At 45.6% G+C, this 16,033-nt stretch carries 14 protein-coding genes; 5 read left to right on the top strand and 9 right to left on the bottom strand.

Annotated elements, in window-relative coordinates; all coding sequences use genetic code 11:
* Positions 1–10: 10 nt before the first annotated feature.
* Positions 11–946, bottom strand: coding sequence for a hypothetical protein (locus tag ACYVE4_RS04205; protein ID WP_460995664.1), 936 nt, complete (start codon positions 944–946; stop codon positions 11–13).
* An 82-nt stretch (positions 947–1,028) separates the two neighbouring features.
* The gene (locus ACYVE4_RS04200) at positions 1,029–2,270 is read right to left on the bottom strand and encodes an MFS transporter (RefSeq protein ID WP_460995663.1); all 1,242 of its coding nucleotides are present in this window, start codon (positions 2,268–2,270) and stop codon (positions 1,029–1,031) included.
* Between the two features lie 147 nt (positions 2,271–2,417).
* Here ACYVE4_RS04200 and ACYVE4_RS04195 point away from each other — a divergent pair, with 147 nt between their 5' ends.
* On the top strand, positions 2,418–3,218 hold the full coding sequence (locus ACYVE4_RS04195; RefSeq protein ID WP_460995662.1) for an SDR family NAD(P)-dependent oxidoreductase: 801 nt from the start codon (positions 2,418–2,420) through the stop codon (positions 3,216–3,218).
* A 10-nt stretch (positions 3,219–3,228) separates the two neighbouring features.
* Positions 3,229–4,140 carry a helix-turn-helix domain-containing protein gene (locus ACYVE4_RS04190; protein WP_460995661.1) on the top strand — a complete coding sequence of 304 codons (912 nt, stop codon included), beginning with the start codon at positions 3,229–3,231 and terminating at the stop codon, positions 4,138–4,140.
* 17 nt (positions 4,141–4,157) lie between these two features.
* On the opposite strand, the gene ACYVE4_RS04185 is transcribed toward ACYVE4_RS04190, so the two are convergent.
* The 4 genes from ACYVE4_RS04185 to ACYVE4_RS04170 all read right to left on the bottom strand — a co-directional run bounded on the left by ACYVE4_RS04185 (position 4,158) and on the right by ACYVE4_RS04170 (position 10,115).
* The gene (locus ACYVE4_RS04185) at positions 4,158–5,420 is read right to left on the bottom strand and encodes a hypothetical protein (RefSeq protein ID WP_460995660.1); all 1,263 of its coding nucleotides are present in this window, start codon (positions 5,418–5,420) and stop codon (positions 4,158–4,160) included.
* A gap of 133 nt (positions 5,421–5,553) precedes the next feature.
* Positions 5,554–8,319 (bottom strand): outer membrane beta-barrel protein, encoded by a 2,766-nt coding sequence (locus tag ACYVE4_RS04180; protein ID WP_460995659.1) that lies wholly within the window; start codon positions 8,317–8,319, stop codon positions 5,554–5,556.
* Between the two features lie 118 nt (positions 8,320–8,437).
* Entirely contained in the window at positions 8,438–9,232 is a 795-nt protein-coding gene (locus ACYVE4_RS04175; RefSeq protein ID WP_460995658.1) for a GLPGLI family protein, read from the bottom strand.
* 88 nt (positions 9,233–9,320) lie between these two features.
* Complete coding sequence (locus ACYVE4_RS04170; protein ID WP_460995657.1) at positions 9,321–10,115, bottom strand: GLPGLI family protein; 795 nt, start codon at positions 10,113–10,115, stop codon at positions 9,321–9,323.
* A 122-nt stretch (positions 10,116–10,237) separates the two neighbouring features.
* Here ACYVE4_RS04170 and ACYVE4_RS04165 point away from each other — a divergent pair, with 122 nt between their 5' ends.
* Positions 10,238–11,716 carry a sensor histidine kinase gene (locus ACYVE4_RS04165; RefSeq protein ID WP_460995656.1) on the top strand — a complete coding sequence of 493 codons (1,479 nt, stop codon included), beginning with the start codon at positions 10,238–10,240 and terminating at the stop codon, positions 11,714–11,716.
* Positions 11,717–11,719: 3 nt separating this feature from the next.
* Positions 11,720–12,403: a response regulator transcription factor gene (locus ACYVE4_RS04160; protein WP_460995655.1), complete on the top strand. Its 684-nt coding sequence runs from the start codon at positions 11,720–11,722 to the stop codon at positions 12,401–12,403.
* 65 nt (positions 12,404–12,468) lie between these two features.
* Here ACYVE4_RS04160 and ACYVE4_RS04155 read toward each other — a convergent pair whose 3' ends face one another.
* Positions 12,469–14,166, bottom strand: a complete 1,698-nt coding sequence (locus ACYVE4_RS04155; protein ID WP_460995654.1) for a sodium:solute symporter family transporter — start codon at positions 14,164–14,166, stop codon at positions 12,469–12,471.
* 168 nt (positions 14,167–14,334) lie between these two features.
* Positions 14,335–14,403: a hypothetical protein gene (locus ACYVE4_RS04150; RefSeq protein ID WP_460996056.1), complete on the bottom strand. Its 69-nt coding sequence runs from the start codon at positions 14,401–14,403 to the stop codon at positions 14,335–14,337.
* Between the two features lie 138 nt (positions 14,404–14,541).
* Here ACYVE4_RS04150 and ACYVE4_RS04145 point away from each other — a divergent pair, with 138 nt between their 5' ends.
* Positions 14,542–14,934: a type II toxin-antitoxin system VapC family toxin gene (locus tag ACYVE4_RS04145; RefSeq protein ID WP_460995653.1), complete on the top strand. Its 393-nt coding sequence runs from the start codon at positions 14,542–14,544 to the stop codon at positions 14,932–14,934.
* 15 nt (positions 14,935–14,949) lie between these two features.
* Here ACYVE4_RS04145 and ACYVE4_RS04140 read toward each other — a convergent pair whose 3' ends face one another.
* Positions 14,950–15,915 (bottom strand): YihY/virulence factor BrkB family protein, encoded by a 966-nt coding sequence (locus ACYVE4_RS04140; protein ID WP_460995652.1) that lies wholly within the window; start codon positions 15,913–15,915, stop codon positions 14,950–14,952.
* Between the last annotated feature and the right edge of the window lie 118 nt (positions 15,916–16,033).

Genomic DNA, 16,033 nt, shown 5'->3' with positions numbered 1-16,033 from the left:
TCTATAGGGTCTAATTACTTACCTGTTTATAGGTAACCGTGAACTCATAACTGCCCAGTGCGCCCATACTGCATACTAATCGCGTAGGAAAACTCAGTTCATTGACGGTCACGGCTCGAATATGCGGTTCGTCTATTTCCTTACACCCATATTTCGGATCGCAGTTTTTACGTTTCGTATATGTCAGATTATTGGTACTCAGACTGCTACCTAATCCGCTTAAACCGCTCGAGGTAACATATCGGTTAACCGAGCTTAACAAACCATCTAAAAGCTGCATCTCCCGAATTTGACTGAGCACCGCCCGATTGGCATCATAACGCTGTTCAATAATTTCCGTACCAACTAACGGAAATAGCTTCGATTTAGTAACGAAGTCAATATTCCCCTTATCATCAAAAAACATTTTTTTGAAACTGCTTTTCACAGGCAAGCCTTTCTCATCGAGCGTAAGCAAACTCTGTTGTACTTCTTTACCCTCAATCAGGAGCTTGGCCAGTACGTCCTGACCAGAATACGTTAACTCAAAGCGAGCCGGTTTTCGATCTTCAACAGAATTTGGTTCATCTAAATTTGCCGAAATAGATTTTACGTCGATGCTGGACACCCGATTATCGGTATAATTGAATCGAACCCAGGTTGAACTGTTGCTACCCGGCCAATCGGTCAATTGATCGGTAATGTCTAGCAGCCTGTTTTGATTATCGTAGGTAAAGGTTGACCGGTAGATTAGATGCTGTAACTGTCCCTCATAATCATGATAATCAATAGTTGTAGGGAGACTAATTGATGGAGCAATTGATTGAAAATTCTTCTCAACAGTCTTAGTTACCTGAGGCTTTTGTGGAATGGGCGTTAGTTCAGGCTTTGGTTGGCAAGAGGTCAGTAAACCAATACTGAACAAACAACTGTAGAAAACAACGTAAGTCGAGGAAAAAAGCTTCATAAGCAACGAGTAATAAAAGTCGAGTTTTAAAACAACGTACTCTGGTATCTTCTGTTATAAAAAAGATGTTACTTCGTTACTATTACTCGCAATAGTCCAAATCCTTGCCATAGGTCTCGTCAATTGTTGCGAGCGACCAGTATCCTAGCGCGAAACAAACTAGCGCAACAATGGCTGCCGATTCGGTAACACCCAGCGATAACTTCATCATCTGAAAGGCTGGAATGGTAATCAATGTAGTGGCTCGAACGTTGTTAGCAACCGAGGTCGTAGCCGTAGCGCGGAGGTTGGTGCCGTAGCTTTCTGCGGTAATAGTCAGGAACATGGCAATGTATCCAGTGCCAAAACCCATGATCATCAGAACGGTGTAGAATGCGTTGGTCGAATTAATACCGCCAAACAGATAAACAGCAATACACAACAATGTAAAGCCCATCATCAGCCCAACGGCTTTTCGACGAGACTGTAACCACTGACTCAGAAATCCACTGAATAAGTCACCTGCTACAATGCCGATGTAAGTAAACATAACGGCCCGGCCGGGAGGGATGGGTTCCTGAATACCCAATGCTTTTCCGAATTCGTTGCTGAATGTAGCCAGAATACCAATCACTAGATAGGTAGGTAGGGCGATACCCATGCAACGCAGGTATTTTAACACAGCTGACCAATTCCTGAATAAAGCCCAGAAATTACCCCGCGATATATTGGTTGTTTGTAGCCGGGTAAACATCCCGGACTCAAGTACGCTGATTCGTAATAATAGTAAGCCAAGCCCGAGTCCGCCACCGATAAAATAGGTAATCCGCCAGTCAAAAAGCGAAACAGTAAAGTAAGCAACAACTGCCCCTAGTAAACCCACGCTGGCTACTAATGAGGAGCCATACCCTCTCAAACGAGGGGGTAAAATCTCACTTACCAGTGTAATGCCGGCCCCTAACTCACCAGCCAGACCAAAACCGGCTATAAACCGGAGCCAGGCGTAGAGCTCCGGATCGTGAGCAAAACCACAGACAATATTGGCTAATGAATACGTAATAATGCTCCCGAAAAGCACCGAAAGTCGGCCGCGTTTATCGCCCAGAATGCCCCATAAAATACCGCCGAGCAATAAGCCCGCTTGCTGAAAATTGAGAATTCGCCCGCCAACCAATGAGATATCGGCTTCCGACAAACCCATGTCTTTCAGGCTAGGGACACGAACAATATTAAATAATAGCAGGTCATACACATCCACAAAATAGCCGAGGGCTGCTACAATAACAGGCAGTGCAAAAAGCGGGCGTAGTGAATCGGAGGAAGATACGGTAGTAGTGTGCGGCATACGGGCCAACGGTTCGGAAAGCGTAATTATAAGGTCGAAAGTACGGCAAAAAATAGAATCCGGAAATTTTACTACAACCTCCCGCCTTTTGGCTACGAGCCGAAAATCTCTGAACCCCAATTTTGACCCATCAAAACGTTCAGAAAAATGAAAGTAACCTTAATCACAGGAGCATCAGGCGGTATTGGTGAAGCGTTCGCCAGACGATTAGCTAACGATAAACACAATTTAGTACTGGTTGCCCGATCGGAAGATAAGTTGAAAGCTTTATGCCAACAATTAAATACGCAGTATGCTATTTCTGCCCAGTATATCGCCGTCGATTTGGCTAAAGCGGGCAGTGACCAGCTAATCGCTGATGAAATAGCAAAAAGAGGTCTGGAAGTAAATTGGCTGATCAATAATGCCGGGATTGGTACAGGCGGTGATTTTCTGGAATATAGCCTTGAGGAGTACTGGAACATGATGCACCTGAATATGGATGCGATGGTTGCCCTCACATACCGCTTTTTGCCGCAGATGCGGGCGCGTAAACGTGGAACCATTATCAATGTGGGGTCGATGGCGAGTTTTGGGGCTATCCCGTACATGAATATTTATGCCGCTACGAAAGGGTTTGTTAAATACTTTACCGAAGCCCTTTGGGAAGAAAACCGGCCATACAATATTCAGACCATGCTATTGTGCCCCGGTGCTACCGAAACGGGCTTTTTCGATGCCGCAAAAATTGGAAGCGATCGAAAAAGTAGCTTCTCTACCAGAAACATGGAAACGCCGGAACAAGTGGTAGAATCGGCGATGAGGGGCCTGGAAAATGGATCGATTGTAACGATAAGCGGGTTTCAGAATAAATTATCCCGATTCTTTTTGCCTCTTATTCCAACCAGATTTGGATTGAAATTTTGGGGAGATATGATGCGTAAAAATTTGAAATTGTCAATCAGCTAACATTCCAGCAATGAAAAGTGGTGAAGTTTTGCAGGTAAAAACCATAGCTCAGTATTATGCAGCCTGTGGTCTGGGTAAGCCGAAGCATCCATTGATGGGTATTTACCAATTTGGGGAAATGCCTATGCCGTCGATTCAGAGGCCGGTACGGTTTACGCTTGGGTTTTATGTGATTACAATCAAATACAACTGCACCTGCAAATCGTTGTATGGTCAAACGAGTTACGATTACGACGAAGGGGTAATGGGATTTACCGCACCCAATCAGGTATTGGGCCTTGATAAAGAGTTTACGGCACCGGATAGCGGTTGGTGCTTACTGGTTCATCCAGACCTTTTACTATACCATGATCTGGCCAGAAAAATCAAGAATTACCATTTTTTTCATTACGAGGTCGATGAAGCACTCATTCTATCAGAAGCTGAAGAACAGGATGTTGAGGGATTATTTCAAAAAATAAAACAGGAACTCGACCGACCCATCGATAATTTCAGTCAGGATGTGCTGATTGCCCAGTTGGACTTATTACTGACATACAGCAACCGTTTCTACAACCGACAATTCCTTACCCGAAAGCCCTTAAATCATCACTTGCTATCGAAATTTGAAGTCCTTTTAGAAGATCGCTTTTCAGGAGAGACCATAACCGATGGCTTGCCCACAGTAAGTTATTTTGCCGATAAGCTAAGCCTGTCCAGCAAGTACCTGAGCGACATGCTGAAACAGCTAACCGGGCTGACGGCTCAGCAACATATTCACGAAAAACTCATCGAAAAAGCCAAAGAAAAGCTATCCATTACTCAGCTTTCTATCAGTGAAATAGCCTATGAATTAGGGTTTGAACATTCACAATCGTTCAGCAAACTCTTCAAAGCCAAGACCAAACAGAGCCCGGTAGAATTTCGGCAGTCTATGAATTAAGGCTATTAACTATAGTGCTACAGGAATACGGTGAAATACCCTTTTTTCCCTTGTTGAGTGCCCATAAATAGCAATCGTTCATTGCCGAACCAGCGCGGCACATAGTCATCTATTGGTGTCAAACCGGGTAACAATTCGATCCGACGTACCTTGCCAGTTGCTAAATCCCGAACCCATAAACTATAGGAAGTAGCCGTGGGGCCGGTTCGTGTACTCAGAAACGCAAGCTGTTTTCCATCGGGTGAAAATGCGGGAGCTGTATCAATCCAGCCGGGTTGCGTTTCAAAAAAACGCACTTCACCAGTTCCATCGGGCGAATAAAGTGAAACAGTTGCACGCCAGTCGTTTTGATTGGGGCTATTGCTGCGGGTGCGTGACACCGCGATAAACTGACCGTCAGGTGACCAATCTATATCCGTTGACCGAATATTGTTTGCCTCTCGAATCGGTTGGGGAGGAGTCAAGGGCGTCGCTGATCCGCCCGATGTGGCAATTTTCCAAAGGCGAGATTCGTCGTTGGTAACCGTCAAAAAAGCAATCCATTTGCCATCGGGCGACCAGTCTACCCCTTTTATGAAGCCTGCGTTTTCTACCGGCAAGACTCGTCTATTCTCAGACGTAATATCATAGATAATTAGGCCATTATCTGCTCCGGAAGGGTAGGCAAGTTGTTTGCCGTCCGACGAAAATGTAGCAGCCGATCCTAGTCGAGTAACAAGCTTCGTTGAAACAGGGCGTTCATATTGCATGTCGGCTACATACAGCGGAGTAACATATTTACCGGGACTTTCTTCAACTAGCAAAGAATACGTTGCTTTCGTGCCGTCCCATGTCACATCTCCTCCGATCATCTCCCCCGACAATCCGGGATAATAAGCGGATTGCGATAGAAATCCACTTGTAGCCATCACCGTATTGGAGTTCACAGATGGGGCAATTTTATTTTTCGATACGATTCGGGCCACCAATTGCTGGCCACCCTGAGCGACAGGAATACTAATTGATTTTACGCTGGCATCAACGGTCTGATAGGGTTGAAATGATCCCAACTCACTGTTGGCAATCTGTACTTCATATTGTTCGGCTTCTACATCCGCAATATCGGGGCAGGGTGCCGTGATACAAATAATACGATTCCCCTCCCAACTGAGCTTATAATCAGCTCCACTTACCGAAATCTGCAATGTAACGGGCCTGACTCGTTTAGTCGGGTCAATCACAGTCTCTTTGCACGAGTTCAAGAGTAAGTATATAGTCAATAAGAGAAGAAAATGTTTCATGATCAAACCAGTAGTCTGTTTAGGTAAAGATGCTAACTGGTTCTAAAAGGTTGGTATATTGACGATAAATATTATTAATAATTTGCTAAACAGATCGGCAAAATGAGGTTGCCGGGATCTATAGGCGAACTCCCTATATCCCAAACTTTCGCAGGTTATACACGAAACTAACCAGCAGGTACCGACGGAGAATTCGACTTTGTATGTCTTCGATATACGTATCGCTCGTGTTACGGATCAGGCTACGATTCTGATTCAATACGTCGAAAACCTGTAGCCGTAATTCGCCCGTGTTGCCTTTAAAAAACTGTTTTGCCAGGGCTACGTTCCAAAGCATAAATTGCTGATTATAGCCCGACGCCCGACCAGTTGTGCCTGTATAGGTCAGATCGCTGGTGAGCACGAAACGGAACGGAAGTTTCCAGAATAAGTCGGCTGTTGCATATTGTGACCAGAACGCTGTATTCTGCTTCGGGAGTAGCGAATAAGTAGCGGTTTGGTAGGTTAGGTTGCCACTGATGCCGTATTCCAGCGTATTGTTGAAATTAGACTGTAGCCGGACTCCTTGCCCAATGCTGGTGTTCTGCGTTTCATTCGTCTGGTCGTTGATGAAACTAATCGACCGGCTCAGTCCTATATTGGTGGAGAACGTAAGCCCCAGTTTCGAGGGTTGCAGCGTTCGCCCGATGGACATTGCTCCATTGGCCGACCAAAAACCACCTGCGTTTACAGGTTGCGTTGTCTGAACGCCTGACGGACTAATTGTAGTTGCCGTAGCAATCCGGTTATTGCTTTGATTCAGGCTGGCAAATACCGAGAAACTTTTGGTGCCCAGCCCGGTCGAGCCATTGTACGTCAGAGTCGCTGTAGTATAAAACTCTGGCGCGAGCAATGGATTTCCAGCTCGGATATTGAGCGGATTTGTATTATCGATAACGGGCTGTAATTGGGTCAGTAAAGGCGCATTTAGCCGAGTGCGATATTGCAGACGAAGATTTCGATTTCCGGAAAATGTGAAACTTAATAAAGCGTTCGGCAATAGATTGAAGTACTGTCGTCGCTGACTGGTATCCACCGACCGATTATCAAGTTGTAACTGCGATTGTTGAACATCCAGGCCAAGGGCATATTTATAGCGCAGTCGTTGGGTCTGGAATGTAGCGCCCGCCCGATGATAGTTAAATGAGTTACTAAAATTGTTTGTCAACGGTAGATTGACTCGATCGTAAAGCCCCGTAGCTTCATTTCGGTCGGTAACCAGCCGATCAGCACGATTACTATTAACCGAATAGGCGTATCGAAGTTCCAGTTTCTGCGTGAGCGATAACGGTTCGGTGTACGACAACGTCAGCGTGTTTTGCAGATTGTAAGCTGTTTGCCGGTTCTGCTGATTCAATACGTTCGGAACGGGATTGGCACCAGTGGAATCGTAAAATGTATTGACAGACTGATTCAACGCCTTCGTTTCACCATCGGCTACTACCGTATTCAGGTTGACCGATAAGGTTCGTCCTTCGAGTCGGAATTTACGCATGAGCAACAGGTTATTGTAGCCATTCAAACCATTGCCTGACGATCTATAGGCTGTTTCGCCGGTATTTACCAGTTGAGCCGTTTGTCCCAACAAGCCGGGTAACGTAGAACGGCTGGAAAGTCGGCTGCTGTAATCGGTATTTTGCCACGACAGACTGGGCGCTAACCGAAGGCTGGTCATCGAATCGAGTTGCCAATCGAGACGGAGGTTCAATCGATGGGTCAGCTGATTGTTCTGTGAATAATTCTGCTGATCGGTTGTGAGCGAACGTTCGGGCAAAATGCTCGTGCGACGACTCTGTTGATCGGTAGTTGTGATGGCCTGATTCAGAAAATAACTCGTTGCGATTTCGGCTCGCTTTCCCAATTTATCCCGGTAGTTCAGCCCAACTGCGCGCACTTCGATCACATTCGTTGGTGTTTGACTGCCGGGTGGTCCACCGCCACCTTCCAGGCCGCCAACGAAAACCGGGCCTTGTGCTGGTCCTGCACCCAAGGTGAAATTTTGCTGATTTAGGTTATTGGCCTGGCCAATCAGGGAAATTTGTCGTCCATTATTAAAGCGATTCAGGTTTAATCGGCCCTGATACCGATTATCTTCGCCATCGCGGGCCGTACCCAGTCCGATCGAATTCTGACCGAAATACCCTTTTCGTTTATCTCGCTTGAGAGTAAGATTGATCGTTCGCTCCCGATTCCCATCATCAATACCCGAAAATTGAGACTGATCCGACGATTGGTCGTACAACTGAACCTTATCGACAATATCAGCAGGCAGGTTTCGGGTAGCCATTTTAGGATCATTGCCAAAAAACGGCTTCCCATCTACCAACACCTTACTGACCGTTTGTCCATTTGCTTTTATCGTCCCATCGCGACCTACTTCCATACCTGGCAGTTTCCGAATCAATTCTTCCACGGCAGCATTTTGCTGCGTCTTAAACGACCCCGCGTTGAATTCCAGTGTATCCCCTTTCACGGCAACGGGCGCACTTTCCTGCTTAACAACCACTTCCTGAAGCTGATTACTTTGTTCGGCCATTCGCAGAATGCCCACGCCCGTTGTTGACTCTCCTAATTTGACAGTAACCGACTGAGAAACATTTCGATAGCCAAGGAACGTAATGAGTAATCGATAGCTTCCTGGTGCTATGTTCCGTAGTTGAAACAGCCCATCGCCATCGGTGATCGTTCCCGTTATATAGCTCGAATCGCGGGCTATCATCAGCGAGACAGACGCTTGCCGCAGCGATTTGCCACTCACTGAATCAATAACCATCCCCTGAATGTCGGATTTAGTTGTTCCTTTTTGAGCTAACAGGTTGGTAGCAAAGCCAATAAAGAGGAGAAGAAGGACGTATTTCATAGGTGTAGTGGTGGGGAACGGCTCACCTCACCCCCGGCCCCTCTCCTGGTATTAGGAGAGGACTCGGAATAAACCCCTCTTCTAATACCAGGAGAGGGGTTGGGGTGAGGTAAAACCGCTAATTCCGGTCGTTCAGCTGTAGTTGTTGCTGAAAATCGGTGATGGCTTTTTGGCGTAGCTCGGTTAATTGAGCCGGTGTTACAGTCTGCGCTTTTGAATTGGGGGTAACTGTCGATGCATCAGGCGAAGTAGTATCTATCTTGGTTGCTTTAAATTGCTCTTTGCTTCCCTCAATCAGCAAGACCGCGCCAGTTTCGGGGGTGAGTTCGTGGATGGGCGAGTAGGTAATGGGTAGTTCGGTCGTGATCCAGACCGTGTACGTTTCCTTGTTGTAAGGTACTGTAGCTTTCCGGCACGTATAGCCTGCAATTTTCCTGGTTTGATCAGTTAATTGCCAGCCACTTATGCGCTGAATCGGGGCTTCACTCTGATACGTTTTGGCATCTGCATCTTTACCAACAGTTAGTAGCGTTACTTTTTTCTGGTCTTTCAAGTCCACAAAAATCTGTTCTGTAAATGGACGTGGAAAGCTTCGGGTTTGAGCAGGGCCACCGTCGCCCCTTACCCGAACAACGGCTGCCTGTTCGTCGCGGCTTTCTTTCGCATAAGTACCACTAATCAGTACTTTCTGACCAAACATGCGTGAATCGGGGATATCGGCTGGAAAGTTGGGATCACCGGGTTTTACCTGCTCACCGTTAATAACGATACGCATTTGGGAGGGATCGATTTTTCGAACACCTTCGTAAGTAATCTGCCCCGACCACGTAGTCGCAGCCGTTTGGGCAAAAATAAAGTTGGTTGCCAGGAGGAAAAAAAAGAAGCTGATAGCTGCTCGAATAGTCGTTTTCATAAAAATAGTTTGGTTTAATAGGTTAGGGCAGAGGGCATGGGGGTTATGGATGAGCTTATGTAGTGATTTTTTTCTCACCCTTTGCCAATTAATTCCGATCGTTCATGTGGAGCTGTTGTTGAAAATCAGCCATAGCTTTCTGACGTAGATCATTCAGTTGCTCTCGGGATACAACCTGAGCCTGCGTAGTGGGGGTGGCACTTGCGGCATCAGGTGCGGTAGTACTAACTTTCGTTGCTTTGAATTGCTCTTTGCTGCTTTCGATGAGCAAGACCACACCAAGTTCAGGCGTAAGCTGATGGATGGGTGAGTAGGTGATGGGCAATTCTGTAGTGACCCAGATAGTGTAGGTTTCTTTTTTATGAGACACCGTCGCTTTCCGGCAGGTAAAGCCAGCAATCTTCCTGGTCTGATCGGTGAACTGCCAATCGCTTGCCTGCTGAATCGGTGCTTCAGCCTGATACATTTTGGCATTTTTACCTTCGCCAATGGTCAGTACCGTAATCGTTTTTCGGTCGCTTAAGTCCACAAAGAACTGTTGAATAAAAGGGGGAGGTAAACTTCGCGTTTGCGTAACTCCGTCTTTTGTATCTGTGAGGACGAACGTATTTTGGCCATCACGAGTCTCTTTAGCATACTTGCCCAGTACAGCTACTTTCTGCCCAAATACTCGAGAATTGGGAGCGTCGGTAGGAAAGTTCGGATCACCCGGCTTCATCTCTTCGCCGGTTTTATCATCTTTAAAAATAAAGCCCAACGCGTCGAGTTTTTGGGCAACTTCGTAGGTAATCTGCCCTGACCACGATGACGTCTGAGCCAAAAGTGGGCAGGTAGTCAGGAAAGCAATCCATAGATGAATAACTGAACGAATCGTCGTTTTCATAAACAGTCGTCTGTTTGATTTGACGAAACAAAGGTCAGGCGGAGTTTTGTAACGCACTGCTACATAGTGTTAAACAGTGTTAACGCTCGTGCAAAGACCCGATCAACGACGTAGTTTTGTTTATGAACCAGCGCATTCGTTCCATTTTCTGGCTGATGACTTTTTGCATCCTTGGCATCAATGCCTTTCAGGTGTATTGGCTCTGGAATACCTATCAACTCAACCGCCAGCAGTTCAATCAGACGGTTCAGGATGCATTTTTTAAGGTGCTGGAACAGCAACAGGTGGCTCAGGCGAGCCGATTGTTGGGTAAAAAGCAACTCGACAGCCCTAATGGTCCATCGCAGATGATTATTCGTGATTATAATGGATTAGGTAGTAGCGCTTTGAACCACGAACAGACGCATGTGATTATTCGTACACGATCGGACAGCTCACTCAGTGACATATCGGCGGATAGATCCGTAAAGGGAAGAACAATTACCTATAATGTTAAACTTGCTGAGAAACAAAGCGATACGCTGGCTCGCCGAATCTCAGCGCTTGTTTTGCTTGACTGGACAAAGGGAAAAGGAGTAGATCTACACAAACTTAAAGCGGCTTATCATACTGAACTCCTGCGACGCGGAGTCGATACTGATTTCCGGCTTGATACAATCCATATTCGCCCCCAGCAGACGGCAAAAAATAGATTGGTTTTTCAATCGCAATCAAGTACAAACGAGCGTAACTCACCCGATACGGTCTATACCGCTCCTGTACTCCTCAACCCCGTTCGTGACCTGTTTGCTCAAGCCTCGTTTGCGACGCCTACATTCTATCTGCTTCAACGAATGGGTTGGTTGTTAGGTAGTTCGGTATTTTTGCTGTTGCTTACTACGGGCTGTTTTCTGTTCATGCTAAGTACAATTCTGCGTCAGAAGAAGTTATCAGACGTGAAAAATGATTTCATCAACAACATGACGCATGAGTTGAAAACACCTATCGCTACGGTTACGGCGGCCGTAGAAGCCATGCAGCATTTTGGTGTGTTAGACGATCCAAAGAAAACCCAAACTTATCTGACCATTTCCCGAAATAATCTGCAACGCCTTTCCGATCTGGTCGAAAAAGTACTGAATCTGGCTGTTGAAGAAAAACGGGAATTGGCCTTGCAGCCCGAGTCGGTTCATTTGCTGGAACTGGTTAATGGACTAATTGCCAATCATCAACTTCAGTCATCTAAATCCGTTTCGTTTTCCATAGACATTCCTGCCAATGCCGTCGTTCAGGTCGACCGGGTTCATTTTAGTAATGCGCTCAACAACCTGATCGACAATGCCATCAAATATTCGAATGAGGAAGTACGTGTCCGGGTGCAATTCGGACAAACCGATACCAGTTGGCAGCTTTCGGTGCAGGACAACGGCATTGGTATTCCTAAAACCTACCAGTCGGCCATTTTCGATCGCTTTTTCCGGGTTCCTACCGGCAATCTGCATCCCGTTAAAGGGTTCGGCCTGGGATTGGCCTATGTTCGTCAGGTGATCGAACGACATGGTGGGCGCATCAGTGTGCAAAGTGAACCTGGTCAGGGAAGTGAATTCTTGTTATCATTCTGACGTATGTCAACTGTTTTACTGATTGAAGACGAAGCCGCTCTGGGAATGATTGTCCGCGACAGTCTGGAAGTACGTGGTTTTCGAGTGCTGTATGCTGCGAATGGTGAAGAAGGGCTGGCCTTATTCCATCAGGAACGCCCCGACATTATCGTGGCCGATGTGATGATGCCGCATATGGATGGTTTTTCGTTCACGCAGCAAATTCGCCAAACCGATCCTGACATACCGATAATGTTCCTGACAGCTCGTTCGCAAACGGCCGATGTAGTGCGGGGGTTCGAGTTGGGGGGAAACGATTACCTGAAAAAACCGTTTAGTCTGGACGAATTGATCGTACGCATCAACGCCCTTCTCCGGCGTAATGTTGGTGTTCGTACTAGTGTAGCTAAATCAGATTGGGTACGGATTGGTCGGTATCAGTTCGACGCACCCAAACAAAAGCTCTCGCTTGATGGGCGCGACGTACTCCTGTCGCATCGCGAAGCCGAATTGCTACGCCACTTGTATGAGCAACGTAATCAGGTACTGGAACGGAATACTGTCTTGCTAGAACTCTGGGGAGACGACAGCTTTTTCAACGGCCGCAGTTTAGATGTCTTTATCACCAAACTCCGTCGCCACCTCCGCGACGATTCAACTGTGCAGATCGTCAATGTGCGAGGAATTGGTTATAAGTTAATTGTGTGAAAAAGAATAGCCGTTGTAAGCACTTACAACGGCTATTCTTTTTTTCTGCTTTTAATGAATTTTTTCTACCAGAATCGGACATACAACACTGTCAGAATCAGCATGATTACCGTAATCATAGCTGTGATAGACGGAGGTAATCGGAACATTTTCGTGTCAATCTCGAATGCTTTGGGGCTAACTGCCGGACCAGCTAAGCTAATTAACACCATCGCCAGAACGGTGAACACAAACGCCCAACCCATCGCTACCAGAAACGGAATTTCATATACGCCATCACCATTTTTGAAGGCGGTATACAGAATCGTTTCATGGCCAAATAATTCAGGAGCGAAGTTGTTGAAGAGCGTTGTAAGCGCAAATCCACCCAGAATACCGACAATGGCAGCGGCACCCGTCGTACGTTTCCAGAAGAAACCTAACAGGAACACCGCAAAAATACCAGGACTCAGATAACCCGTATATTTCTGAATAAACGTAAATCCACCTTCTCGTCCGATGCCCAGTGCGTCTTTCCAGGTAAGAGCAATCGAAAGCAGCATCGCAATTAAAATAGTAATCCGTCCAGCCCAGACAAGCTGTTTTTCGCTGGCGTCTTTTTTGATGTACTTATGATAAATATCAAGCGTGAAAATCGTTGAAATTGAGTTCGCTTTACCAGCTAGTGAAGCCACAATCGCAGCCGTCAACGCAGCCATCGACAAACCTTTTAATCCATTCGGCAAGAAGGTCAAAATGGCAGAATAGGCGTTATCGGCGAGGAGTTTTCCACCTGGAGCCATTTCATTTTGGAGGCTACCATTTTTATACAATACGTAAGCGGCAATACCGGGCAGCATCACAATCAAAGGCATAAATAACTTGATCATGGCGGCAAAGAGAATACCCGTACGTGCTGTTTTCAGGTCGGCACCGAGGGCGCGCTGAGTGATGTATTGGTTACAACCCCAATAGTTCAGGTTCACAATCCATTGACCCGCAAAGTACATCGTAATGCCCGGTACAGTCAGGTATTTGTTCACTTCAAATTGCGAAGTATTTGGACCTGGCTTTTCGAAAATCAGGTGGAAATGGTCGTCGGCATCGCGCATCATGGCAGAGAAACCCGCTACGATATCATCTCCTAATCCAAACTTTTGGCTTACCAGTGTTAGCGCGATGTAGCTCGTAACCAATCCACCAATGACCAGAACAACTACCTGAAATACGTCGGTATAACCAATTACTTTCATACCGCCCAGCGTAATAATCAGGGCGAAAATGCTCAAACCAATTACGATAGGGTGAAACGATTCTGGCCCAACCAAACTGCTGATCGCCAGGGCCCCCAAAAATAGAATTGAAGTTAGGTTAACGAATACGTAAAGGAACAGCCAGAAAACAGCCATGATCAAACTGACTGTTTCGTTATACCGCGTTTTAAGAAACTGCGGCATGGTGTAGATGTGGTTTTTGAGGTAAATGGGCATAAACCACACGGCCACAATGATAAGCGCTACAGCTGCCAGCCATTCATACGCTGCTACGGCTACGCCAAACGTGAAGCCGTTTCCTGACATCCCAATAAATTGTTCGGCAGAGATATTTGATGCAATGAGGGAAGCTCCGATCGCCCACCAGGTTAGAGATCCTTCGGCCAGAAAAAAGTCTTTAGTATCGAGTTTGGTCTTCTGTTTTTGTTTGTAAATCCAGTATCCATACGAGGAAACCCCAATGAAATATAGGAAGAAAATAATGTAATCGATCTGAATAAGTTGGTTCATGTTTTCAGCACGAAAAATGGTTTTGGGAATCAGCCTGTAAAAAAGCAATTATTTCTCTAAATAGGCTTACTTTATGTCAAAATCATTTAGAGATTTGACAATCCAATACCATTTTTTCAGATCGTTCATCTAGACCTATTAAGCAGATAGTACAAATTTTGTCTATTTTTATTGTGATTTTGGATAGTTAAAGATAAATGCGATGAAAACAGCAGGTAAAGCTAGCCCGTCAGCTATTAATCCTACAGGTGTTAAAAAACAAAATATAGCCTAACCTAACAGTAAGCCTAAAGCTGAACTTGGCACTGGTAGACATTTAGGTTTTATCTCAGATACGCTGTTCGACGAAGATTTGAAAGGATGAAGTCTTAGTTATTGGATACCCATATTTTTCTCAATGCGTATATGAAATCAGAGAAAATTGGGCAAACCATAACTCGAATCCTTCAGGGTAATAGCCCTAAATTTCTAAGTGCCATTTCGTTAATTGAAATTGCCCAACTAGTAGAATCAAAGCCAAAAGACTTCAAAATCAACGTACCGCTGTCAGCATTCATTGACAAAGCGTTAATTGACTTACAAGTTCAGTTATTGGCTATCACGCCTGACCACACGCAACGATTTTATGAGATTCAATTAATGAAAGACCACCGCGATCAGTTTGACCGAATTATCCTTGCTCAAGGGGCAAGTACAGGATTTACTGTTTTGTCTGCCGACAGGAAATTTCCTTATTATCCAATCACTCTGATTTCGAACGGCGATTGACATCAGATTATTAACTTACGCCTTTGCTTCTTCGACCTTTTTCTCAATAGGGATTTTTGCGACGTCGCGCTCACGTTCGGTTTGCTCTACGTAAACAGCATAATCAGCGGGCTCGATTCGGATGCCAAATTGATTGGCGTAGGCTTGCGTAAACTCCGCACCGAAGTATAAAATAGCCGCTGTGTAATAAATCCAGGTTAGGATAACGATCAGCGATCCGGCGGCTCCGTAGGTCGAGCTAGTGCTGGTTGTTTCGATATAGAGACCGATCAGATAACGGCCCAGCATAAAGAGGAGAGCCGTAAAAATAGCTCCTAGTCTCACATCTTTCCAGGCAATTTTAGCATCGGGTAATACTTTGAAAATCACGCCAAATAAAATGGTGATAACCCCTGTGCTAAGTAGGAAATTAAATGTACTAATGATATAAACCCCAAGACCCGGCAGAAACTGCGTTAGTTGATTACTTAGTGCCAATACTAGTCCATTGACAACCAACGATACCAGTAGTAAAAAGCCCAGGCTTACCACCAAAGACGATGACAGCAGCCGATCTTTTATGAGTTTCAACCAGCCGCGTTTGGGTTTCGCTTTCACTCGCCAGATCAGATTGACCGAATCCTGAATTTCGATGAAAATACTGGTAGCGCCAAGAATAAGAGTGACAATTCCTACGATTAATGCCGTACTGGTTTTGCCCGACAGTTCAACACTTTTGATCATGTCCTGAATCTGTTTAGCGGCTTCATTACCCACCAGTCCATTGATCTGGGTGAAAATCTGACCCCGAACGGCTTCCTCGCCAAAAAAGATACTGGTGAGCGAAATGATTAATACCAGCAGAGGTGCCAGTGAAAAAACGGTATAATAAGCGAGCGCTGCACTTAGTTTCAAACAGCGGTCATTTTGAAAGCCATTAAAGGCATCAGTCAGGACGATCCAGGCATTGCTAAAGAATCGTTTAACAGTCTTCGTTGCCATACGATTGCTGGTTAAAATCAGTTTTTGGCTGTATAAGGGCCAAATCACATCATGTCATTGATAACTGAAATAACCAAAATAGATCGGGGTTGTTACCGATTAACCGTATTTTATGTGC

The organism is Spirosoma harenae (assembly GCF_054776975.1).
This window is presented reverse-complemented; position numbering and strand designations above follow the sequence as displayed.